This window comes from Pseudonocardia sp. D17, assembly GCF_036984265.1.
Classification (GTDB): domain Bacteria; phylum Actinomycetota; class Actinomycetes; order Mycobacteriales; family Pseudonocardiaceae; genus Pseudonocardia; species Pseudonocardia benzenivorans.
Genome location: NZ_BPRG01000081.1, coordinates 1 through 20,634 on the forward strand (window position 1 = coordinate 1; position 20,634 = coordinate 20,634).

The 20,634-nt window shown below is 73.2% G+C and carries 20 protein-coding genes, 2 tRNA genes and 1 pseudogene; 10 read left to right on the forward strand and 13 right to left on the reverse strand.

What is annotated here, in order from left to right; genetic code table 11:
* The 4 genes and pseudogenes from pdxR to PSD17_RS15150 all read left to right on the forward strand — a co-directional run.
* Nucleotides 1-1,412, forward strand: a 1,412-nt coding sequence (gene pdxR / locus PSD17_RS15135) for a MocR-like pyridoxine biosynthesis transcription factor PdxR (protein ID WP_339123050.1), incomplete at its 5' end; no start/stop codon positions are given.
* A 181-nt stretch (nucleotides 1,413-1,593) separates the two neighbouring features.
* Nucleotides 1,594-2,820: an MFS transporter gene (locus PSD17_RS15140; RefSeq protein ID WP_339123052.1), complete on the forward strand. Its 1,227-nt coding sequence runs from the start codon at nucleotides 1,594-1,596 to the stop codon at nucleotides 2,818-2,820.
* A 19-nt stretch (nucleotides 2,821-2,839) separates the two neighbouring features.
* The gene (locus PSD17_RS15145; RefSeq protein ID WP_013672687.1) at nucleotides 2,840-3,424 is read left to right on the forward strand and encodes an NAD-dependent epimerase/dehydratase family protein; all 585 of its coding nucleotides are present in this window, start codon (nucleotides 2,840-2,842) and stop codon (nucleotides 3,422-3,424) included.
* A 250-nt stretch (nucleotides 3,425-3,674) separates the two neighbouring features.
* A pseudogene (locus tag PSD17_RS15150) lies at nucleotides 3,675-3,936 on the forward strand (IS481 family transposase); the annotation flags it as partial.
* Here PSD17_RS15150 and PSD17_RS15155 read toward each other — a convergent pair.
* Nucleotides 3,933-4,005: transfer RNA gene (locus PSD17_RS15155), tRNA-Lys, on the reverse strand. The pseudogene PSD17_RS15150 and the gene PSD17_RS15155 sit on opposite strands and share 4 nt — an antisense overlap.
* A gap of 233 nt (nucleotides 4,006-4,238) precedes the next feature.
* Between PSD17_RS15155 and PSD17_RS15160 the strand changes: the two genes are divergently transcribed.
* Nucleotides 4,239-5,570 carry an MFS transporter gene (locus PSD17_RS15160; protein WP_339123055.1) on the forward strand — a complete coding sequence of 444 codons (1,332 nt, stop codon included), beginning with the start codon at nucleotides 4,239-4,241 and terminating at the stop codon, nucleotides 5,568-5,570.
* A gap of 31 nt (nucleotides 5,571-5,601) precedes the next feature.
* Here the strand turns inward: PSD17_RS15160 and PSD17_RS15165 are convergent, their stop codons facing one another.
* Nucleotides 5,602-6,306 (reverse strand): phosphatase PAP2 family protein, encoded by a 705-nt coding sequence (locus tag PSD17_RS15165; protein ID WP_339123057.1) that lies wholly within the window; start codon nucleotides 6,304-6,306, stop codon nucleotides 5,602-5,604.
* A gap of 130 nt (nucleotides 6,307-6,436) precedes the next feature.
* Here PSD17_RS15165 and PSD17_RS15170 point away from each other — a divergent pair, with 130 nt between their 5' ends.
* Entirely contained in the window at nucleotides 6,437-6,754 is a 318-nt protein-coding gene (locus PSD17_RS15170) for a hypothetical protein (protein ID WP_339123058.1), read from the forward strand.
* A gap of 142 nt (nucleotides 6,755-6,896) precedes the next feature.
* Entirely contained in the window at nucleotides 6,897-7,787 is an 891-nt protein-coding gene (locus PSD17_RS15175; RefSeq protein ID WP_013672691.1) for a CPBP family intramembrane glutamic endopeptidase, read from the forward strand.
* Nucleotides 7,788-7,793: 6 nt separating this feature from the next.
* On the opposite strand, the gene PSD17_RS15180 is transcribed toward PSD17_RS15175, so the two are convergent.
* From PSD17_RS15180 to PSD17_RS15200, 5 genes are all read right to left on the reverse strand, one after another.
* Complete coding sequence (locus PSD17_RS15180; RefSeq protein WP_339123061.1) at nucleotides 7,794-8,186, reverse strand: nuclear transport factor 2 family protein; 393 nt, start codon at nucleotides 8,184-8,186, stop codon at nucleotides 7,794-7,796.
* 43 nt (nucleotides 8,187-8,229) lie between these two features.
* Nucleotides 8,230-8,856 carry a glyoxalase gene (locus tag PSD17_RS15185; protein ID WP_339123062.1) on the reverse strand — a complete coding sequence of 209 codons (627 nt, stop codon included), beginning with the start codon at nucleotides 8,854-8,856 and terminating at the stop codon, nucleotides 8,230-8,232.
* Nucleotides 8,857-8,933: 77 nt separating this feature from the next.
* Nucleotides 8,934-9,083 carry a hypothetical protein gene (locus PSD17_RS15190; protein WP_158511284.1) on the reverse strand — a complete coding sequence of 50 codons (150 nt, stop codon included), beginning with the start codon at nucleotides 9,081-9,083 and terminating at the stop codon, nucleotides 8,934-8,936.
* 139 nt (nucleotides 9,084-9,222) lie between these two features.
* Nucleotides 9,223-10,833, reverse strand: a complete 1,611-nt coding sequence (locus tag PSD17_RS15195) for a flavin-containing monooxygenase (protein ID WP_339123065.1) — start codon at nucleotides 10,831-10,833, stop codon at nucleotides 9,223-9,225.
* Between the two features lie 78 nt (nucleotides 10,834-10,911).
* Entirely contained in the window at nucleotides 10,912-11,820 is a 909-nt protein-coding gene (locus PSD17_RS15200; protein ID WP_013672696.1) for an alpha/beta hydrolase, read from the reverse strand.
* Nucleotides 11,821-12,005: 185 nt separating this feature from the next.
* Here PSD17_RS15200 and PSD17_RS15205 point away from each other — a divergent pair, with 185 nt between their 5' ends.
* Nucleotides 12,006-13,736, forward strand: a complete 1,731-nt coding sequence (locus PSD17_RS15205) for a sigma-54-dependent Fis family transcriptional regulator (RefSeq protein WP_339123067.1) — start codon at nucleotides 12,006-12,008, stop codon at nucleotides 13,734-13,736.
* A gap of 33 nt (nucleotides 13,737-13,769) precedes the next feature.
* Here PSD17_RS15205 and PSD17_RS15210 read toward each other — a convergent pair whose 3' ends face one another.
* Nucleotides 13,770-13,946, reverse strand: a complete 177-nt coding sequence (locus PSD17_RS15210) for a hypothetical protein (protein WP_339123068.1) — start codon at nucleotides 13,944-13,946, stop codon at nucleotides 13,770-13,772.
* Between the two features lie 194 nt (nucleotides 13,947-14,140).
* On the opposite strand from PSD17_RS15210, the gene PSD17_RS15215 reads away from it, so the two are divergent.
* Nucleotides 14,141-14,530, forward strand: coding sequence for a PEP-utilizing enzyme (locus PSD17_RS15215; protein ID WP_339123070.1), 390 nt, complete (start codon nucleotides 14,141-14,143; stop codon nucleotides 14,528-14,530).
* A gap of 38 nt (nucleotides 14,531-14,568) precedes the next feature.
* On the opposite strand, the gene PSD17_RS15220 is transcribed toward PSD17_RS15215, so the two are convergent.
* From PSD17_RS15220 to PSD17_RS15230, 3 genes are all read right to left on the reverse strand, one after another.
* Nucleotides 14,569-14,641, reverse strand: a tRNA-Gly gene (locus tag PSD17_RS15220).
* Between the two features lie 164 nt (nucleotides 14,642-14,805).
* The gene (locus tag PSD17_RS15225; protein WP_339123072.1) at nucleotides 14,806-15,798 is read right to left on the reverse strand and encodes a quinone oxidoreductase family protein; all 993 of its coding nucleotides are present in this window, start codon (nucleotides 15,796-15,798) and stop codon (nucleotides 14,806-14,808) included.
* Nucleotides 15,799-15,980: 182 nt separating this feature from the next.
* Nucleotides 15,981-17,171 carry a cytochrome P450 gene (locus tag PSD17_RS15230; protein WP_339123074.1) on the reverse strand — a complete coding sequence of 397 codons (1,191 nt, stop codon included), beginning with the start codon at nucleotides 17,169-17,171 and terminating at the stop codon, nucleotides 15,981-15,983.
* A gap of 97 nt (nucleotides 17,172-17,268) precedes the next feature.
* On the opposite strand from PSD17_RS15230, the gene PSD17_RS15235 reads away from it, so the two are divergent.
* Nucleotides 17,269-18,348 carry a helix-turn-helix domain-containing protein gene (locus tag PSD17_RS15235; protein WP_339123075.1) on the forward strand — a complete coding sequence of 360 codons (1,080 nt, stop codon included), beginning with the start codon at nucleotides 17,269-17,271 and terminating at the stop codon, nucleotides 18,346-18,348.
* Nucleotides 18,349-18,574: 226 nt separating this feature from the next.
* Here the strand turns inward: PSD17_RS15235 and PSD17_RS15240 are convergent, their stop codons facing one another.
* Nucleotides 18,575-19,708 (reverse strand): hypothetical protein, encoded by a 1,134-nt coding sequence (locus PSD17_RS15240; protein ID WP_339123077.1) that lies wholly within the window; start codon nucleotides 19,706-19,708, stop codon nucleotides 18,575-18,577.
* Between the two features lie 108 nt (nucleotides 19,709-19,816).
* Nucleotides 19,817-20,569 (reverse strand): ArsR family transcriptional regulator, encoded by a 753-nt coding sequence (locus tag PSD17_RS15245; protein WP_339123079.1) that lies wholly within the window; start codon nucleotides 20,567-20,569, stop codon nucleotides 19,817-19,819.
* Nucleotides 20,570-20,634 lie beyond the last annotated feature (65 nt).

A 20,634-nucleotide genomic window follows, 5' to 3' on the forward strand; every position in this document is an offset into this window, starting at 1 on the left:
AACAGGTCCGGGCGACTACTACGGCCGCCACGCCGAGTGATCACCAGGTTTCACAACACTCTCTCAGAGCAGGCCTGACCGATGCGTTGCGCGACGCCGTCCGCACCGGACGGCTTGCGCCCGGTACCCGACTTCCCGCATCGAGGGTCCTGGCCGCCGATCTCGGCATAGCCCGGAGCACCGTCACAGAGTGCTACACCGCGCTCGTCGAAGAAGGGTGGCTCGCGGCCCGGCCCGGCTCCGGAACGCGTGTCGCTACGCGCGTGCCGTCGCGCCGCGGACCCTCGGGAGCATCGGCACCGACCGCGCGACGCCGCTCGTCACGAGGGCTGGAGCCGGGCGCCGAGGACTACGCCGAGTTCCCCCGAGCGCCCTGGTTGGCGGCGGCCCGCCGCGCCTTCGCGAACGCTCCGCACAGCACCTACGGGTATGGGGACCCGCTCGGACGGATGGAACTACGAGAGGCGCTCGCCGAGTACCTCGCCCGCGCCCGCGGGGTGCACGCTGATGCGGCGCGGATCGTGATCACCTCGGGTTTCCATCATGGGCTGGGGGTGCTGGCGCGAGCGCTCGCCGCGGAAGGCGGCGAGACCGTGGCAGTCGAGTCCTACGGACTCGACATCTACCGTGAGTTGCTGCGCGACGAAGGTGTCGGCACCCGGCCCGTCGACGTCGACGAGTGCGGGGCCCGGGTCGATCAGCTCGTCGACATCGCCGACGCCGCCGCCGTCCTGCTGACGCCGGCGCACCAGTTCCCCACGGGGTATGCCTTGTCCACGGAGCGGAGAACGGCTGTGGTCGACTGGGCCCGCAGGACGGGGGCCGTGATCCTCGAGGACGACTACGACGGTGAGTTCCGGTACGACCGAGTGCCTGTCGGGGCGCTGCAGGGTCTCGACCCCGATCATGTCGTCTACTTCGGGACGGCGAGCAAGTCCGTCGCACCGGCGCTGCGACTGGGGTGGGCGGTGGTCCCCGACAGCCTCCTGCCCGCGGTGGCGCAGGCGAAGGGACGTGTCGACACGGTCAGCGCCCTCGATCAGCTCGTCTTCGCCGAGTTCCTCGAGTCGGGCGCCTTCGATCGGCATGTCCGGAGCAGGAGGCGCCGACTCCGGCATCGTCGTGAGGTGCTGATCGAGAGGATCGCGGATGCTGCGCCCGCGGTGCACGTCATCGGCATGGCCGCGGGGCTGCAGGCCGTCCTCGCACTACCTGTGGGCTCTGAGGAGCGGGTACTGCGCGTTGCGGGACGGCAAGGGCTGGTCGTGAGTGGACTGGCAGAGTTCCGGCACCCGGCCGCCGACGGTCACCCGTCGTGGCCTGATGCGCTGGTCGTGAACTTCTCCAATGTCTCCGAGAGTGCGTGGCCGGGCGCGCTGCAGGCGCTGTGCCGCATCCTGCCCTCCCCCTGACGCCGGATACCTGCGCGCGGGTGGCCCTGCACCGGTGGCTCCGGGTTCTGACCGGCGCTCCAAGTGGTCCGGGATTCTGGCCCTGAATTGGCCTGAAAGAAAGGACCACATCTCGATAGCGTCGGCGACGGCGAGGACAGGCCTCGTCGCAGCCGAAGGAGAGTCAGTGACATCCGTCCGAGTGCCGACCGCCGACGCGATCCCGGCCGGCCGACGACAGCTTCCGTCGGGCGTCGCCATGGTGGGCACGGCTGTCGCCTTCATGAGCCTCTACCTGGGCGCCGGAGCACTGACCCCGCTGCTCGTAACCTACGAGCAGGCCTTCGACTTCACACCAGCCATGCTCACGGTGGCGTTCGCCGTCTATGCGATCGGGTTCCTCGTCGCGGCTCTCACGCTGGGCGCACTGTCCGATCATGTCGGCCGACGTCCAGTGCTGATCGCGACCCTGATCGTCCAGCTCGTCTCGAACACCCTCTTCCTCGTCGGCACCGACGTGGAATGGGTCATCGCCGGGCGAATCGTCCAGGGCGTCGCGAGCGGGGCCGCCACATCGGCGTTCACGGCTGCGATCGTCGAGTTCGCGCCAAATGGGCGGAAGAGGCTGGGCACCATCCTCGCCGGCATCAGCCTCACCGGTGGTCTTGCCCTGGGGTCGCTGCTGGCGGGACTGGCCATCCAGCTCACCTCGGCCGCGAACACCATCATCTTCACCGTGCTCATCGTGCTCACCACGCTGGGCGGCATCACTGTCTTCGCGTCGGGTGAGACCGTGACCCGCAGCCCGGGAGCGGTGCGCTCGCTGATACCTCGAATCTCGGTGCCCGCAGCTGCGCGCCGGGAGTTCTACTCCTCCGCCCCCGTCGTCGCGGCGGTCTGGATGCTCGCAGGGCTCTCCGGTGGGCTGGCACCGAACATCGTCCGCAGCGTCTTCCACCTGGAGAGCGCGTTCGTCGGGGGATTCGCCGGCTTCATCGCACCAGCAGTCGCAACCGCCGTCGGGTTGCTCTTCGCCGCAGTTCCCTCCCCCACGGCGATGTCGATCGGCATCTTCACCTCCGTCCTCGGCGCGGGAGCGATCATCGGTGGGATCCTCGCTCCGAGCCTGGCACTCATGATCGCCGGACAGGCCATCGCGGGCGTCGGGTTCGGGTCTGCGTTCACTGCCGCACTTCAGCTGCTGATCCCCCAGGTCGCTCCCGGTGGGCGCGCCGCGGTCGTCGCGGCCGTCTACGTCGTCGCCTACACCGCCTTCGGGGTTCCGATCGTGGTCGAAGGGCAGCTCGTCGCGCCGTTGGGCGAGATCCCGGCGGTGGTCGGCTACACCGTGCTCACGATCCTGCTCGCCCTGGTCAGCCTCGTCGCCCGGACACGTCTGGCGCGCCGCGGCCGAACCCCCCGTCCTTGATCATCGAGAAAGGAAACCCATGTCCAGAATCTTCCTCGCCGGCGCGTCCGGAGTGATCGGCCGACGGCTGGTCCCGTTCCTCGTCGAGGCCGGACACACGGTGGCCGGCATGACCCGGTCCGCGAGCAAGGCTGACCAGATCGCAGACCTCGGTGCGGAGCCGGCCGTCGTCGACGTGTTCGATCGCGAGGCCCTCATCGCCGCCGTCGTCGACTTCCGTCCCGATGTCATCCTCAACGAGCTCACAGACCTGCCTGACGACGTGAACCAGATCGCTGCCTACGGCGACCTGAACGCGCGCATCCGAACCGAGGGGAACCAGAACGTCATCGAGGCCGCCCGGGCGGCCGGGTCGCCGAGGATCCTCGTCCAGTCGGTCGCGTGGGAGCTGCCTGACGGCCCCGACTCCGTCGCCGTGAAGCAGTTGGAGTCCTCGGTCCTCGCCGAGAGCGGGGTCGTCCTGAGCTACGGCCAGTTCTACGGCCCGGGCACGTACAACGAGCACGGCCTCCCCGCCGAGCCGCGGGTGCACATCGACCGCGCCGCTGCTCGAACCGTTGAGGTCCTCGACGCCCCGAGCGGCGTCGTCACCATCGTCGACTGAGCACGGACCGGGGCCGGTCCCGTCCCCGTCGCGGGGGCGGACCGGCGCTTCGGGACCCGGAACTCACCGTGACCATCACTGAGCGCGGCAACGGAGCGGCGTCGCAGCACCGCCGGCACCGCAGTGGCTTCGGCGGCCCCCGGCGTACGTCAGGAGACCGAGACACCATCTCCGAACAGGAGCTCGACCGTGATCGCCCCATAGGTCCGCACGTGGTGCTGGGCTTCTGCTGCCGCGATGTGGCACGACCGACCGCTCCTGCCGCCCGCACCACAGCCCACACCGCACCTCGACCCGGATCGCCGGCCTGCTGCGGCTGGCCACTTCCACGGTTCACGCCGTGCTGCGCCGCTACCGGATGGCCCGCCTGATCGACCCCGACCGCGCCACCGGCGCAGGAGTACGCCGCTACGAACACCCCGCACCGGGCGAGCTGGTCCACGTCGACAGCAAAGAAGCTCGGCAACATCCCCGACGGCGGCGGGCACCGTGCTGCAGGTCGACGTAGTGGGCCCCCGGGGGATCGAACCCCGAACCCGCGGATTAAAAGTCCGCTGCTCTGCCGGTTGAGCTAGAGGCCCCGCGGGCGCCGCAGCGCCCCGGTCAGACTACGACCTGTCGGCGACCTCGGCCGCCGACCCGCTCCCGACACGGCGGTGACGTTGGTCGCGCAGGCGCGGCGTCGGCCGATCGGTGGAGTGCGGGTCCGCCGGCCATCCCACCGGCCGACCGATCCCCGGCGACGGTGGGCGGGGCGAGCCTGGGTTCAGCAGCGGTCGGGCCCCGGCCGCGCAGACCAGGAAGAAGGCCCGCAATGACCACCCTCGCAACCGACGCCGCGCCGTCGCCCACCTTCGCCCCGGACACCCCGCCGCCCGAACGCACCGACCGCCGGGTCGCGCTCGCGAGTCTCGCGGGTACGACGATCGAGTTCTACGACTACTTCATCTACGGCACCGCGGCGGCGCTGGTCTTCAACAAGGTCTTCTTCCCGAACCTGAGCCCGACGATGGGCGCGGTCGCCGCGCTCGCCACGCTGGCCGTCGTCTTCGTCTTCCGGCCCCTCGGCTCGGCCGTGTTCGGGCACATCGGGGACCGGCTCGGCCGCAAGCGCACGCTGGTCCTCACGCTGACCCTGATGGGGCTGTGCACGGTCGGCGTCGGGGTGATGCCGGGCGCGGCCACCATCGGGTGGGTGGCGCCGGTGCTGCTGGTCCTCTTCCGGGCGGCGCAGGGCTTCGCGGTCGGCGGGGAGTGGGCGGGGGCCGCGCTGTTCGCCTCCGAGAACGCCGCCGACGGGCGTCGCGGCCGGCTCACCATGTACCCGCAGCTCGGGGCGTGCGTCGCGTTCGTACTCGCGTCGCTGACGTTCCTCGTGGTCAACCTCAGCATCGGCGAGACGAGCGACGCGTTCGTCACGTGGGGCTGGCGGGTGCCGTTCCTGCTCAGCGCCGGCCTGATCGCGGTCGGGCTGTACGTCCGGCTGCACACGAGCGAGACCCCGGTCTTCGCCCGGGCCCGCAGCCGGGGCGAGACGACCCGCGCCCCGTTCCTCGAGGTGTGGCGTCGGCAGACCCGCACGATGCTGCTGGCCATCGGGGTCACGACCGGCATCTTCGGCGCCATGACCGTCGGCTCGGTCTACCTGACCACCTACGCGACGACCACCCTGCACCTGGGAATGTCGACGATCCTGCTGATCGACGTCCTCGCCGCGGCGGCCGCCTGTGTGACGACGGTGCTGGCCTCGGTGTGGTCGGACCGCATCGGGCGCCGGGGCCTGGTCCTGGCGAGCTGCATCGGCCTGGCGGCCTGGTCGCTGGTGCTCTTCCCACTGATGAACGTCGGCACGCCGCTGGCGGTCGGGACGGCGGTCGTGGTGCTGCTCGCGCTGATCGGACTGGCCTACGGCCCGCTGGGTGCCTACCTGCCGGAGATGTTCGCGACCCGCTGCCGCTACACGGGCGCCGGCGTCAGCTACAACCTCGGTGGCGTCGCGGGCGGCGCGGTGATCCTGCTGATCGCCGCTCCGCTGAGCGCCACGTGGGGCGGGGTCGGCCTCGGGCTCTACATGACGGCGATGCTGCTGGTCAGCATCGGTTGCTTGGTGGCGCTCCCCGAGACGTACCGGCGCCCGCTGAGCTGAGGCGGCACGGGAGCAGCACCGCCGATGGCGGTCACCGCGACGGTCGCGGTGACCGCCACCGGCGTGCGTGCGGGGCCGCCCTGCCGACGCGGTCGACGGCGAGTGCGCACCCGACGGTCGTCGCAGCGGCGAGGCAGAACCCGCCGATGGTGTCGGTCGGGTAGTGGGCGTGCTCGGCGACGAGCCCGACGGCGACGGCCACGGCGCCCGCGCCGGTGAGGAACGTGCCCACCAGCACCCACAGCTCGCGACGCTGCTGCGCACCCCCGGCGATCACGAGCGTCACGGACAGGCCCAGCGCGGTGACGCCGGCGGTGTGCCCGCTGGGGAAGGAGAGCGCGCCGGTGGCGATCGTGCGTCCGACCAGCGGCTTGAGTCCCGTCTCCAGCAGACCGGTCAGGCCCGGGGCCAGCACCGCCAGCACCGCGGAGCGCCATCGCCGCCGTCGTGCGCACCACGCGGCGAGGACGCAGGCGACGGCCACGACGGTCACCGGCTCGCCGGCGACGACGGCCAGGCTCGGCCACTGGCCGTGCAGCGCGTGGTGGGTCGCGACGATCCGCTGCGCCCAGGCGTCGACGGGGGTGGCCGTCGACGTCCCGGCCACGACGACGGCGAGGGCGGCGAGCAGCGCGGCGCATGCGGCGGCGACGCCGACGGCGGGGCGGCGCAGGGCCGTCGGCAACAGCGGGCCGTCGACCGGGGTGTCGCGGGTGGGTCCGAGCGTGTCGATCACGCCGTCCACGCTAGGGAGCCGACCACCAGCCGATGTCCAGCCGAAGGCCAACGCTTCGCAAGAAGGCAGGACGGTCCGACGTGTGCGCCGTGTTCGTCGCGGGTATCCGGGACGTCACCGAGGAGTCGTGATGAGGGTTCTGCGAGGGATCGGCGCGGTCCTGCTGATGGTCGTCGGGCTGCTGTTGTCCGTCGTCGCGATCGTGCTCTGCGTGACGATCATCCTGCTCCCGCTCGGGATCCCGCTGGCCCTCCTGGCGGTCAAGCTGTGGCGGTACGCGTTCACACTGATGTTGCCGCGGCAGGCCGACGTCCGGCGGGGGCTGCGCAAGGGCTTCCACGTGCGCGAGATGCAGGACGCGGCGTCGACGGCACGCAAGGAGGCGAGCCGGCACGGCACCCGGCTGCGCAAGAAGGCACGGAAGGTCCGCAAGAAGCTCCCGGGCTGACGGGCCGACGGACCGTTCCGCGCCTGACACGATCAGGTGAACTCGCACGTCGGCGAGGGGTCCGATCCCTACTCTGCAGCTCCCGGACAGCGAGTCGTCACCGCGACGACGTGCGGTTTCCGGGGTCAGGGGAGCTCCTCGCATGACGACCTCGGGGGTGGCCGCGCGGCCGGGCGGCGCAGGCGACGGTGTCCTGGCCCGCCATCCGCTCGTGTCGTTCTTCGTGCTCGCCTTCGCCGGGTCGTGGGTGGTGGAGCTGCCCGTCGTGCTGTCCCGGACCGGCACGGGCGCGCTGCCGTACGACCTCCCGCCGATCGCCGACGCCCTCCTCATCGCCGCCGCGACGTTCACCGGCCCGACGATGGCGGCGTTCGTGATGGCCCGCGTCGCCGAGGGCCCGGAGGGGCCGAGGCGGCTGCTGCGCCGCTACCTGCAGTGGCGCGTGAAGTTCCGCTGGTACGTGTTCGTGCTGCTGGTCATTCCGGCGAGCGAGATCGTCGGGGCCGTCGTGCTGCCCGGGGCCGTGACGTCGTACCAGCCGGTGACCGCGGCGATGGCGCTCGGCTACCCGCTGGCCTTCGTGTCGACGTTCGTCCTCGGCGGCCCGCTCGGTGAGGAGCCCGGCTGGCGCGGGTTCGCGCTGCCCAGGCTGCAGGCGGCACGCGGCCCGCTCGTCGGCAGCGTCGTCCTGGGCGTGGTGTGGGCGGTGTGGCACTTCCCGCTGTTCTGGACCGGGGTGTGGACGCCGCTCTCGCTCGGCAACGTGCTGATGTTCGTCGCGATGATCACGGCGCTGACCGTCGTCATGTCGTGGGTGTTCAACAACGTGGGCGGCAGCCTGCTGATCACGATGCTGATGCACGCGTCGTTCAACACCTTCGCCAACAAGATCGTCGCGCCGATGTTCCCGGCTCCGTTGCTGACCGAGTACGGCCTGCTCCCGGAGCTGGTCGGGTTCGGCATCGTCGCGATCGTGGTCGTCGCGGCGACGCGGGGCCGGCTGAGCTACCGCGTCGACCGCGCGGTCACCTGAGCCGGGTCACCCGTCGCGCAGCACGACGCGGCGGCGGATCCGCCAGCCGCCCGGGGTGCGGACGAGCTCGTCGACGATCGTGGTGATGCGCAGCAGCCGCGACGACTCGCCCCGCGGGGTGCCGACGATCTGCAGGTACGCGGTGCTGGTCAGCGCGTCGGGGCCGGTGGCGGCGACGTCGACCGTGCTGATGACGTGGTGCAGCGCCTCACCGGACTCGACGCAGGCCGCGTGGAAGCGCTCGGCGAACGCCGTGAGCTCTACGGTGCCCGTCGAAGGCTCGGGATAGCTGGGGGAGCGGAACTCCCCGTCGGAGGTGAAGGTCGCCGCCCAGTCGGCGGCCCGCCCGGAGTCGATCGCGTGGCTCTGCCGGCCGTAGAGCTGGTGGACGGCCAGCACGTCCTCGGTCGCGACGTCGATGGCGCACCTCCCGGGGGCGGGGTCAGTTCGGGCTGCTGGTGACGGGTGCAGACTCCCAGACGAACCCGTCGGGGTCGGTGAAGCCGTCGCCGTCACCGGCGATGGCGATGCGGTGCGATCCCGAGCCCGCCATGTCGACACCGGCGTCCTTCGCGAGCGCCTTGCGCGGGTAGAGGGCGAGCTTCACGGGGGCGCCGGGCGTCGAGAACTCGACGTACTTGCCGCCGAAGCTCCGCCCGACCGTCAGCCCGTGCTCGACGTAGAACCGCTTGCTGGCCTTGACGTCCGTGACGCCGAGCAGCAGGACGATCCCGTCGACCTCCCGGGTGGCGGGCCCGGTGTCCTTCTTCTTCGAGGTCGCGATCTTCCAGATCGTGCCGTCCGGTGCGCGGACCACGCCGCCGTAGCCCCAGAAGGTCTTCTCGACCGGCTTGACGACGGTCGCACCCGCCGCGACCGCGCTCGCGACGAGGGCGTCGACGGTGCTCGGCCGGCCGACGACGAGCGAGAGCGTGCACGCGCGGAAGCCGTCGGTGGGCGCGTCGGACCCGCGGACCGCGAGCCGGCCGTCGAGGGCGAGTGCGGTGAGGAAGGCGCGGGTGGCGGCGGGGTCGGTGGTCTCGATGACGACGGAGTCGATGGAGGTCATGAGAAAACGGTAGGGAGGACCTGGGCGGCGCGGCTTCTCGATTCCTGACCGATCTCGGGCCGGGGCGGGCAGCGCCCTCAGGAGGCGGTGGTTCCCGGCGCCATCAGCGCGTCGACCGGCGCGGCGTCCGTCGCGTCGGCCTCCGCCGCCGCGTCGAACTCCGCGTCGGCCGTGGTGGCCGGCAGGTCGGGCCACCACAGCCGCAGGTCACTGTTGTCGATGCCCACGTGTCCTTCGTACCCCGAGATCATCACCGGCATGCGGCGGGGTGCCGTCGGCACGGCGGCGGGCCGCCCCCTCGGCACGGCGGCGGGCCGCCCGGTCGGCATGGCGGCGGGCCGCCCCCTCGGCGCGGCGCCGGGCTGCTCAGCTCGCCGGCTCCAGGGCGAAGCCCTCGTACCCGGCGTCGGCGACCTCACCGAGCTTCTGCCGGTAGGCGCCGATGCCCGCCATGTAGAACATCACGGAGTTCTTCTTGCCCGGGATGTTCGCGCCGAAGATCCAGGAGTCGGCCCGGGGGAACAGCGTCGCGTCCGCGATCTCCGCGCAGGTCGCCGTCCACCCCGCCTCGGCCTCGGGCGTCGGCTCGACCGCACGTGCGCCGGTGCGCTCGGCGGTGGCGATGAGCTCGCCGATCCAGTCGACCTGCGACTCGATGCTCGGCGGCAGGTTGGTGAACGGGCCGTTGGGGCCGAGGATCATGAACATGTTCGGGAAGCCCGCCTTCGACAGCCCGAGGTAGCTCGTCGGTCCGTCCTGCCAGTGCTCGTCGATGTGCCGGCCGCCGCGGCCGCGCAGGTCCATCGCCCGGTAGTTGCCGTCCACGGCGTCGAATCCCGTCGCGAGGACGAGCACGTCGAGGGTGTGCTCCACGCCGTCGGCGGTGCGGACGCCGGCGGGGGTGACCGCCTCGATCGGGTTCTCCTTGATCGAGACGAGCTCGACGTTGTCGCGGTTGAACGTCTCGTAGTAGCCCTCGTTGCACAGCGGTCGCCGGGCGTAGAGGTCGTCGGGGGTGAGCTTGCGGGCAGTCTCCGGGTCGTCGACGATCTCGGCGATCTTCGACCGGATGAACGCCGCGGCAGCCTCGTTGGCCTCGGGGTTCGTCGCGATGTCGCAGAACGTGCCGAACATGAACCGGAAGCCGTTGCCCTTGTCCCAGTTCTCCTGGAACACGCGGCGCCGTTCCTCCTCCGGGACGCTCATCGCCTCGACGGTGCTCTCCTCGAACCCGAACGCGACGACCGACGTGCGGACCTGCGCCCAGATCGCGTCGAAGTTCTCCTTGGTGCGCGCGACCTCCGCCGGGTCGACCGGCCCGTTGCCCGACGGCACGCTGTACTGGGGTGTCCGCTGGAAGACCGTCAGATGTCCGGCGATCTTCGCGGCGGCGACGATGAACTGCGTCCCCGTCGAGCCGGTGCCGATGACGCCGACGCGCTTGCCGGTGAGGTCGAGGTCGTCGGGCCAGGCGTTGGTGTGGACCAGCCGGCCGGCGAACGAGTCGAGGCCCGGGATGTCGGGGATGTTGGTCCGGGCCAGCAGCCCGAGCGCGTTGACCAGGTAGCGGCAGGTGACGGTGTCGCCGCCGCTCGTCGTGACGTTCCAGAGCGCGCTGTCCTCGTCGTAGGTCGCGCCGGTGACCTCGGTGCCGAGCCGGATGTCGCGACCGAGGTCGTGGCGCTCGACGACGTGCTCCAGGTAGGCGAGGACGTCGGGCTGGTCGAGGTATCGGGTCGACCAGTCGTAGGACTGCAGCAGGTCCTTGTCGAAGGAGTAGCGGTAGACGAAACCCTCGGTGTCGGACTTCGCTCCCGGGTACCTGTTGAAGTACCACGTCCCGCCGACGCCGTCGCCCTTCTCGAAGGCGCGCACCGTGAGCCCGAGCTCCTCGCGGAGCTTGTAGACCATGTAGATGCCGCCGAAACCGGCACCGACGACGACGGCGTCGACGTCCGGTGTGGGGTTCGTGCTCATGACGTTCTCTCCTCGCGTTGTCGTGCCGGCGTCCTCGGGACGGCGTTCATCGGGACGGCGTTCGTCGGGGGTGGCCGGTCAGGCGCGGTACCAGCGCGCGATCCTGGCGATCTCCTCGTCGGCCTCTGGCGCGTTGCCCGCCAGGCACGGGAAGACGTGCTGCATGCCGTCGGCGACCGACAGGGTGGCGTCGACGCCCGCGGCCCGCGCGCGTTCGACGAGCCGGGTGGCGTCGGCCAGCAGCGACTCGGCCGCGCCCGCGTCGACGTAGAGCCGCGGGAAGCCGGCGAAGTCGGCGTGCAGCGGGTTGGCGAGCGGGGTGCGCGGGTCGATGCGGCCCTCGGCGAGCACCGCAGCGATCATCGACTCGAGGATCGGCACGGAGATCAGTGCGTCGGTGGCGTCGTTGGTCACGAGCGTCTCGCCGGAGTTCTCCATGTCCAGCCAGGGGGAGAGGGCGATCACCCCGCCCGGCAGCGGCCGGCCCCGTTCGCGCAGCGCGAGCGGGATCGCGACGGCGAGGTTGCCGCCCGCCGAGTCACCGATCGTCGTGACCGCGGCCGGGTCGACGCCACGCTCGACGAGGCCGGTGAAGGCGGCGACGCCGTCCTCGACCTGGGCCGGGTGCGGATGTTCGGGTGCGCGCCGGTAGTCGAGCACGAACGCGGTGACTCCCAGCTGCTTCGCGACGTGCGCGGCCAGCTTGCGGTGGCTCGCCGCCGAACCGACGACGAACCCGCCGCCGTGGGTGTACAGCAGCACCCGCGACGTGTCCGCGCCCGTCGGCAGCGTCCAGATGCCCGGGACGCCGCCGATCGTCTCCTCGCGGTAGGTGACGTCCTCCGGCTCGCGGGTCGGCTGGTGCCATTCGTCGAACAGGCTGCGGGTCAGCCGCGTCGTGAGACCGGGTGTCGTCGCGATGATCGACGCCCAGTCCGCGTACAGCTCCCGCAGCGCGTCCGACTGGAGCGACGTCGTCGTCGTCATCGCGGTGTCCTCCTCGCGCTCGTGTGACTCACGGCTCACTGTGACGCGGCGCGTCGGGGCCGAGGTGTTCCGTTTCGGAACGGTCGGAGGCGCAGGGTTCCGGTTGGCCCGGCGGCCCCTCGTGAGGCACCGTGGGGTGATCGGGCGCGCGGGGGCGTCCGACGGAGACCGACCACGGGGCAACGATGCGTCGAAACGAGGTCAGGCACCTGCCGGCGATGTCGTCGGCGGAACTCGAGCGCACCCGCCGCAGCCGGCTGGCGTTGCTCGACGGCGGCCTCCTGGCGGAGCCGCCCGGTCGCGCGGGCGTCCCACCCGTGATCGAGAACAGCTGGCGACGCTGCATCGCCGACGCGGTCCCCGTCGCGCCGGACCACCTCGACTACCGCGAGCCCCACGACGTGCTGCCCGTCCTGCGCCGGGCCGCCGAACCCGTCATCGACCGGCTCGCGGAGAGCTTCGGGGAGGTGCCGGTCGCGATGGTGCTCTCCGACGCGACCGGCCGCATCGTGCTGCGGCACGTCGCCGTCCGGCGACAGCGCGACGTCATGGACCGGGCGAGCGCGGCCGAGGGCTTCGACTTCTCCGAGCCCTCGGTCGGCACGAACGGGCTGGGCACCGTCCTCGTCGAGCGCCGACCGGTGCTGGTGCGCGGCCCGGAGCACTACAACCCGCTGCTCGAGGACCTCACGTGCGCGGGGACACCGATCGTCGAGCCGTTCACCGGGCGGATGATCGGGTCGTTCTCCCTGACCTGCGCGACGCGCGACGTCCACCCGCTGATGTCGGTGATGACCGGGGACATCGGGCGTCAGATCGAGGGCCGCATCCTGGCGGAGGCCGGCGAGCGGCGCATGCGGCTCGTCGAGGCGTACCTCGCCGTCGACCGGGGGGCGGGTGCCGCGGCGCTCGTCGTCGACGAGGAGACGGTGCTGGCCAACCGGCTCGGGCTCGCCCACACCGGTCCCGAGCTGCATCCGCTGCTGTGGCAGTACCTGGCCGAGCACGGGCCGCGCCGGCCGACCCGGATGCGGGTCCCGCTGGTCGACGGCCCGCGTGACGCACTCGTCGAACCGATCCCGGGGCTACGGCCCGCGTACAGCGTGCGGCTGGTGCCGGTCGTCCCGTCGCCGGAGCGCACACCCGTCCGGCCCGAGCGTGGCGCCCGGTCCGAGGTGGAGCGCGAGCTCGCGGCGGTCGTGCGGCACCGCGAGATCGCCGCGCTGACGGGTGACCCGGGTACCGGCAAGCTCCGGACGGCGCGGGACGTGCTGCGGCGCGGCGGCGCGGGCGATCCGTTGGTCGTCGAGCCCGCGACCGACGACGGCTGGTTCGACGCCGCGCGGACCGCGCTCGCCGCCGGGCGCGGCGTCGTCGTGCGCCGGGTGCACGAGCGACCGGGTCCGACGGCCGCGCAGCTGCGCACCCTCGCCGACCTCGGCGGCCCGCTCGCGATCACGGCCGATCTCGACGCCGCATCCGACGACGTCGTCGGGGCGGTCCGGCAGGTCGCGACGACCGTGCGGCTGCCGACACTGGCCCAGCGCCGTGACGACCTCCCCGCGCTGGTCAGGGACCTGCTGGCGGAGCTGCCGGAACCGGAGTCGACGACGCGGTTCGCGCCGGCCGCGTGGGAGCGGCTGATGGCCTGGCACTGGCCCGGCAATCTCGCCGAGCTGCGGACGACGGTCGTCGCCATGGCGCGCCGGGCGGCCGGCGGTGTCGTCGAGCTTGCCGACCTGCCGCCCGAGCTGCGCGGACCCCGGCGGACGCTGACCGGGATGGAGTCGGCCGAGCGCGACGCCGTCGTGGAGGCGCTGCGCGCCGCGGGGGGCAACCGGACCCGCGCGGCCAGGGCGCTCGGGATCGGCCGCAACACCCTGTACCGCAAGATCCGCGAGTTCGGGATCGACTGAGGGGTTCGCCTCCGGTGCCGCGGTCCGCGGGCGTCACCCCAGGTCGAGGAAGGTCCCGCCCGCCTCCTCGGCGAGCCGCGGCCCGAACAGCGCCGCGGGTGTGAACGCACCCGGCCGCGCGTCCCCGGCGGCGAGGTGCAGCGCGGCGGCCGCCGCGGCCGCCGCCGTGAAGTCCATGCCGTCCTGCGCGCGCAGCCAGCCCTCGGACACGGCGCCGTCGGTCCACGTGACGCGAGCGTGCGCCCAGGAGTGCACACGCGTCGCGGGCCGGGCTGCCGGCTGCAGCGCGGCGAGCCGGCGGATCGCGAGCTCGCGCAGCGGCCGCAGCCGGGTGGGGCCCCGACGGCGGGGAGCAGTGCCGCGACCCCGCCGTGCGGCGCCTCCGACGACGCGGCGTCGCCGGGGTGGCGCCGCCGCTCTCGGAGTGGAAGCGTCGCGACGCCCGGTCGCACACGGCGGCGGTCGCAGGGGAGACCATCCAGGGCGTCTCGGGCTGCACGGGCGTGACGCGGGGCCGGGCCCGGGTGCTGACCGACCCCAACGACCCGTCGGCCCTCGAGCCGGGCGACATCCTGGTCGCGCCGATCACCGATCCGTCGTGGACGCCGCTGTTCGTCGCGGCCTCGGCCGTCGTCGTCGACGTGGGAGCGCCGTTCTCGCACGCCGCGATCGTCAGCCGTGAGCTGGGCATCCCGTGCGTCGTGTCGGCGACGGACGCGACGGGCCGCATCCCGGACGGGGCGTTGATCGAGGTCGACGGCACCGCGGCGACGGTGACGATCATCGAGGCGTGACCTCGGGGCGCCCACGGGCTCGACCCGGCGGGAGCCTGAGCGGACGACGGGATTCGAACCCGCGACCCTCACCTTGGCAAGGTGATGCGCTACCAGCTGCGCTACGTCCGCAGTGCGGGCCACGGCCCGCAGCCGAACCTTACCCCACCGCCGGTGTGGTCCGGCCGTCCGTCGCCGGACGCCGGGCCACCACCCGGGCGAACGCCGCCGCGGGCAGGAACATGAGCACGCTCGGCAGCAGGCACGGCACCCCGAGCCGGGCGAGCCGCCCAGGATCAGGGGACCAGGCAGATCTTCCCGACGGTCCGACGCTCCTCGAGGAGCGTGTGCACGTGCGCGGCGTCGGCCAGCGGGAAGGTCTCGGTCCGCAGGCGGACCGCTCCGGCCGCGACGCGGTCGAGGACGTGGGTGATCGCCCGGCCCGGCTCGGCGGGGTCGGCGTCGATGATCCGGCGCAGGATGAACCCGCTGACGGTCTGCCCCCTCGGCATCAGCCGCCGGGCGTCGAAGACCGCGGGCTGTTGGGTCGACGAGCCGACGACTACGTAGCGCCCGTTGTGCCCCAGCGCGTCGAGGGCGGCCGCGAACACCGGGCCCCCCACCATGTCGACCACCACGTCGACGCCGCGCCCGTCGGTCAGGTCCCGCAGCGTGCCACGCAGGTCGGGGTCCGCGGGGTCGACGGCCTCCGCGCAACCGAGCTCGCGGGCCCGCTCCCGCTTCGCCGGGGTCGAGGCCGTGCCGATCACCCGGGCGCCGAGGTCGGCGGCCAGTTGCACCGCGAGCCCGCCGACGCCACCGGTCGCGCCCGTGACGAGCACCGTCTCGCCCGGGCGGGTACGGCCGTGCCGGTCGACGGCGTACCAGGCGGTGATGCCCTGCAGGAACCCGGCGGCGACGGTGACGGGCGCGACGTCGGCGGGCACCGGGTAGGCGCGCCGGCCCGCGACGACGGCGTGGTCGGTGTACCCGCCGCCCTCGGTCAGGAACGCCGCGACGGTCGTGCCGACGACGTGCCCCGACCCCGGCCCGGCCCACACCACGGTGCCGACGGCCTCGACCCCCGGCACGTCGGGGAGCTGCTGGTCGCGGCGGTACTCGCCGCGCCGGACCATGGTGTCGGCGAAGTTGACCCCGGCCGCGGCCACGGCCACGACGACGTCGGCCGGCCCGGGGGTGGGCAGCGGCTCGGTGACGAGCTCGAGCACGTCGGGGGGTCCGAAGCGGGAGAACTGCACGGCGCGCCGGGACTGTGGGGGAGCGGTCATGGACTTCTTCGTACCGGTTCGCCGCCGCTCGCCGCGACCTGACGGCGGCCACGGCGAAGAAGATGATCGTCGCCCCCCGCGACTCGACCCGGGCCCGTCCGACGTCGCCGACTTCGGTGGATCGGCCGGGCTCCCGGCCCGAGGGTGGTGCCCCGCGCCGGCGCGGATCGAGGGTGGGCGGTTCACCGTAGTCGCGGCGCACCCGGCCGGGGGGCGTCGAGCAGGACGGGCAGCGAGGTCAGCCGCCACGTTCCCGGGTCGGGGCGGCGGGCGGCCTCGTCGGGTTCCGGCAGCCGCGGGGCGCGGCGCAGGACCGCCCGCAGCGTCACCTCGGTCTGCATCCGCGCGAGGCCCGCGCCCAGGCAGAAGTGCGGACCGTGCGCGAACCCGAGGTGCGCGTTCGCGTTCGGCCGGTCGAGGCGCAGGACGTCGGGGTCGGTGAAGACCCGCGGATCGCGGTTGGCGCCGACGAGCGCCGCGGACACCATGTCGCCCTTGCCGATCGTGACGTCGTCGAGCTCGACGTCCTCCTGTGCGATCCGCGGCAGGGACAGCAGCTGGGGTCCGCACCAGCGGATCAGCTCCTCGACGGCGTTGGGCAGCAGGGCGGGGTCGGTGCGCAGTGCGGCCGCCGAGCCGCGGTGGGTGAGCAGCGCGTGCACGGCGTTGGGGACGAGCAGGGCCGGGACCTGCCCCGCGAGGAGCAGTTGCCAGACGAGCGTGACCAGCTCGGTGTCCGTGGGGCCGTCGGGAGTGCGGACGAGCGTCGAGAGGACGTCGTCGCCGCGGCGGGCGCGAGCGGCCTCGACGGCCGCGCGGGCGGCCTCGATGATCCGTGGCACGGCCTCGACGAACGCGGGGCCGTGCCCGGTGGCGACCGCTGCACCGAACTCGTGCCAGGGCGCCCGCTCGTCCTCGGGCACGCCGACGAGGGCGCAGATGATCTCGATCGGGAGCGGTCGCGCGACCTCGACGAGATCGACGCGCCCGGCGGTCACGCGCGCGAGCGCCGCGTCGACGATCGCCTCCGCCCGTGGGCGGAACGCCGCCGCCCTCGCCGGGGTGAACGCGGGCGAGACGGCGCTCCGCAACCGGGCGTGCTCGGGGCCCTCCATCTGCTGCATCGTGCGCAGGTAGGGCAGGTACTCGGCCGCGACGAGCGTCGGGAGCAGGGCGAACGTCGCCTCGCCGAGGGCGAGGCGCGGGTCGGTGAGCAGGGCGCGGGCCGGCGCGTAGCGGGTGACCGCCCACATCGGCGGCATCCCGGGGGCGACGAGCCGGGCGACCGCCGAGCGTTCGCGGGCCGCGCCGTAGGTGGCTGCCGGATCGCGCGACGACTCCGGATCGGACAGGTCGATCTCGACGACGGTCACGGCGGCAGCACCTCTCGAATGTTCGCTACAGATTTTCACATCATCTGAATGTTGACGGTATCGTCGGTCGACATCGGGAGCAAGCGAGTGGAGGACCATGGCACGGCTGTCCCGCTCCGAGATGCAGCAACGCAACCGGGCCCGCGTCCTCGAGGCTGCCCGCGAGGAGTTCGGCGACAAGGGCTTCCGCGACGCCAAGGTCGACACCATCGCGGCCGCCGCCGACCTGACCCGCGGCGCGGTCTACTCCAACTTCCCGAGCAAGCGGGCCCTCTACCTCGCCGTGCTCGCCTCCGACGCCGCCGCCGTTCCCGAGCCCGACGGCCCACCCGGCCGGGCGCCGTCGACGGCGGCACAGGCGCTCGCCGCCCTCGCCCGCGGCCGGCTCGCGCGGCTGCCGCTGGCCGTCGACGAGCATCGCGGGCCCGTCCGGCTCGCCTCGGGCCTCGAGCAGGAGATCGCCGCCGACGAGCGGCTCCGCACCCCGTTCGCGCAGCTCCAGGCGCTGAATGCCATCGTCGTCGGGCTGGCGCTCGAACAGACGCTGCGGCGCCGCGAGGACCGGCGGATGGTCCGGGTCGCCGAGACCGCGCTGACCCTGCTCCAGGGCGCGGCCCGGCTCGCCGTCGCCGCGCCCGGCTTCGGCGAGCCCTTCACCGTCGTCCGCGCCTGCGAGCATCTGGCCGACGCCGACCTGGACGACGCCTGGACCGAGCCCGCGTTCGCCGCCTACGCCCCCGCGCCGCGCCCGGTCGACGAGCCGTGGCAGCCCCCGGTGGTGGACGACGCCCTGCGCGGCAACCAGGTCACCTTCTCCGGCGACGGGCTCGTGGTCGTGCTGGGGCTGCATCGGCTGGAGGCGTTCGAACACGTCGTCCGCGCCGCACCGCCCGGTACCGAGATCACCGCGGCGGTCGTGACCGCGGACCGGCACGAGGCCGGGATGCTCGCGCGGCTCGTCGTCACCGAGCTCGCGTCGGCGCTGCGCCCGATCTTCCCGACGTTGCTGCCGCCGGGGCTGCGGATCGTCCTCGACGAGGAGGGCGCGCTCGCCGCGGCGGCGGGGGTGGCCTCGGTGTCGGACATGACCGAGGCCGGAGTGCGGCTGGCGGGCGGCCGCATCGTCGCCCGGGCGGACGGTTGGGGTGCCGCCCATGCGATCGGCGCGGCCCGCTAGGAACGCTCCGTGGGCAGGCGGGTCGCCGCCGCGAGGTCGAGCCGTGGCCCGTCGTGCAGGTCCGCGAGCAACTCCCGGCGCCGCGGCCTCGCCGTCGCGCCGGCCGCCCTCGGCGGTCGGGGGCGAGGGTGCAGGCGAGGACCTGCAGGAGCGTCGACCTGCCGGGCCCGTTCTCGCCGACGACGGTCGTCAGAGGTAGAGCTGGTACCGAGGCACGGCGCGGACGCTAGCCGGGCGGGTCGTCAGTGATCGACCGGTTTTCGAGGAACCGCAGCCGGTAGCGGTGGTAGAGACCCAGCAGGGCCAGTTCCAGCACGACCACGGCGACGACCAGGTCGGCGTCGATGTAGCCGAGCACGACGTTCACCCCGGCGAGCCCGAGGACCAGCCCCAGCCGTCCGACGCGCAGCCCGAAGCGGTCGCGCCCGATGAGCAGCGCGCCTGCGGCGACGACGAGCATCAGCCCGACCACGGTCTCGCCCGCCGAGGCGATGACCAGCGCGGGCGGACGGCTGCCGGGCGGGACGGTCTCGTCGTCGATGATGATCGTCGCGTCCGGGTCACCGGTGGCCAGCGCGACGAAGACGGCCAGGCCGACCAGCGAGAGCAGCCCGATCAGCACCGATCCGAGGATCAGCACGACCCGGTGCAGCCAGCGTGGGAGCACGGCGCGCTCGATCCGTGTCAGCATGCCGAGCACCCGGCGCATGCGCTGCGGCGCAGCGACGACGGGTGCGTTCTCGACGACCGGCCGAACCCGCGTGGCGAGGTCGGCCAGGTCCGGACGTGAGGTGTCGGCCGCGAGCGCGTCGATGTCGCGCAACAGTTCCCGGCGGGCCGCGGGACGCAGCGGGCCGTCGGCGACCGCCTTGAGCGCGACGGTCACGCTGTAGGCGAGGGTGCGCCCGTTCGTCAGGTGGGCACGGCGGGCGAGCACCGCGACCGCGAGCACCCCCAGGAAGACGAGATAGATGATCGGCGCGGCGAGCGGGGTGAAGTAGTCGTTGCGCTGGGTGATGAACTTGCCGACCTCGTCGACGAACAGCCCGGAGCCCGCGCCGACGAGGACCGCCGTCAGGGGCTGCACCCAGCGGTTGCCCCACAGCAGCGTGAGGACGCCGCCGACGATCAGAAGCAGCCCGCCCCACAGCGCGTGGGCCAGGTGGTAGACGTCGCCGCCGATCTGCGGCCAGCCCGAGAGACTCAGGTACAGCCGGGTCACGACGACCGTCACCCCGAACGAGACGGCGAGCAGCGCGACCCAGCGGGCACCGTCGGCACGGGGGACCGGCGAGCGCATCGGTCCGGCCGGCTGCAGGCGCGCGTCTGCCGCGGCGGGCGCGGGCTCGGTGCGCGTCATCGGGTCCTCCGGCCACCTCGCGGCGCCACCGGCGACCGGGAGCCGGCGGACCAGGGAACGGTAGCGGGATCACGGCCCCTGGTCACCGAGCCGCGCGGCGCAAGGGCGTCAGGCCGGGAGCCGGCGCACCCCCACCGGTGGCGGCCACGGCACCCCGAAGTGCTCCCGGAGGGCGGCCCGGCCGTCGTCGGTGGGACGCAGTGCCCGCGAACGCGGCGTGCGGCGCACCCAGCCGCGGTCGACGAGGGTGTCGAGCAGCGCCCGCCCGAGCGGTCCCGCGACGTGGTGGCGCTGCTCGGTCCAGTCGGTGCAGCAGCGGACGCCGACGGCCTCGGGGACCGCGACGCCGATGGCCGTCAACGCCTCGCGGCCGCCCGGGGTGAGCAGGTAGGTGGCGTCGTCGGGGAACCGGCCGCGTGGGCGCGGCACGTCGAGCCCGGGCTCCTCGACGAGGTGGCCACGGTCGCGCAGCGCGTCGGTGAGCGCGACGCCGAGCCGTCCGGCGACGTGGTCGTAGCAGCACCGGGCCAGTCGCATGGCGTGCGCGCGGGTCCCCTCGCGCAGCGACCGGATCGGTTGTGCGGGCGAGAGCCGGGCGACCTGCTCGAGCAGCCGCCCGACCTCGTCGCCCGCGAGCCGGTAGTAGCGGTAGCGGCCCGACGCGACGACCTCCAGCAGCCCGGCCGCGCGCAGTTGCTTCAGGTGCGCACTGGCGGTCGCGGCGCTGACGCCGGCCTCCGCGGCGAGCATGCTCGCCGGTAACGCCCGGCCGTCGTCGAGCGCCATCAGCATGCGGCAGCGGCCACGGTCGGACAGTGCGGCACCGATGACCGAGAGATCGGCCTCGCCCTGGTCGGTCATGCGTTGCTCCTATGTCAAGCGGCGACCGGTTGGGGACCGGTCGTTGTGCTTGTGGTGGTGTGCAG

Excerpts from the sequence above, each read along its gene's own strand:
- PSD17_RS15200 (WP_013672696.1), bottom strand. The coding sequence starts at position 11,820 with ATGACGACGACGACGTCGCTCCAGTCGGACGCGCTGCGGGAGCTGTAC.
- PSD17_RS15185 (WP_339123062.1), bottom strand. The coding sequence starts at position 8,856 with ATGACCTCCATCGACTCCGTCGTCATCGAGACCACCGACCCCGCCGCC.
- PSD17_RS15170 (WP_339123058.1), top strand. The coding sequence starts at position 6,437 with ATGAGGGTTCTGCGAGGGATCGGCGCGGTCCTGCTGATGGTCGTCGGG.
- PSD17_RS15235 (WP_339123075.1), top strand. The coding sequence starts at position 17,269 with ATGGCACGGCTGTCCCGCTCCGAGATGCAGCAACGCAACCGGGCCCGC.
- PSD17_RS15225 (WP_339123072.1), bottom strand. The coding sequence starts at position 15,798 with ATGACCGCTCCCCCACAGTCCCGGCGCGCCGTGCAGTTCTCCCGCTTC.
- PSD17_RS15195 (WP_339123065.1), bottom strand. The coding sequence starts at position 10,833 with ATGAGCACGAACCCCACACCGGACGTCGACGCCGTCGTCGTCGGTGCC.
- PSD17_RS15175 (WP_013672691.1), top strand. The coding sequence starts at position 6,897 with ATGACGACCTCGGGGGTGGCCGCGCGGCCGGGCGGCGCAGGCGACGGT.
- PSD17_RS15240 (WP_339123077.1), bottom strand. The coding sequence starts at position 19,708 with ATGACGCGCACCGAGCCCGCGCCCGCCGCGGCAGACGCGCGCCTGCAG.
- PSD17_RS15145 (WP_013672687.1), top strand. The coding sequence starts at position 2,840 with ATGTCCAGAATCTTCCTCGCCGGCGCGTCCGGAGTGATCGGCCGACGG.
- PSD17_RS15160 (WP_339123055.1), top strand. The coding sequence starts at position 4,239 with ATGACCACCCTCGCAACCGACGCCGCGCCGTCGCCCACCTTCGCCCCG.
- PSD17_RS15245 (WP_339123079.1), bottom strand. The coding sequence starts at position 20,569 with ATGACCGACCAGGGCGAGGCCGATCTCTCGGTCATCGGTGCCGCACTG.
- PSD17_RS15205 (WP_339123067.1), top strand. The coding sequence starts at position 12,006 with ATGCGTCGAAACGAGGTCAGGCACCTGCCGGCGATGTCGTCGGCGGAA.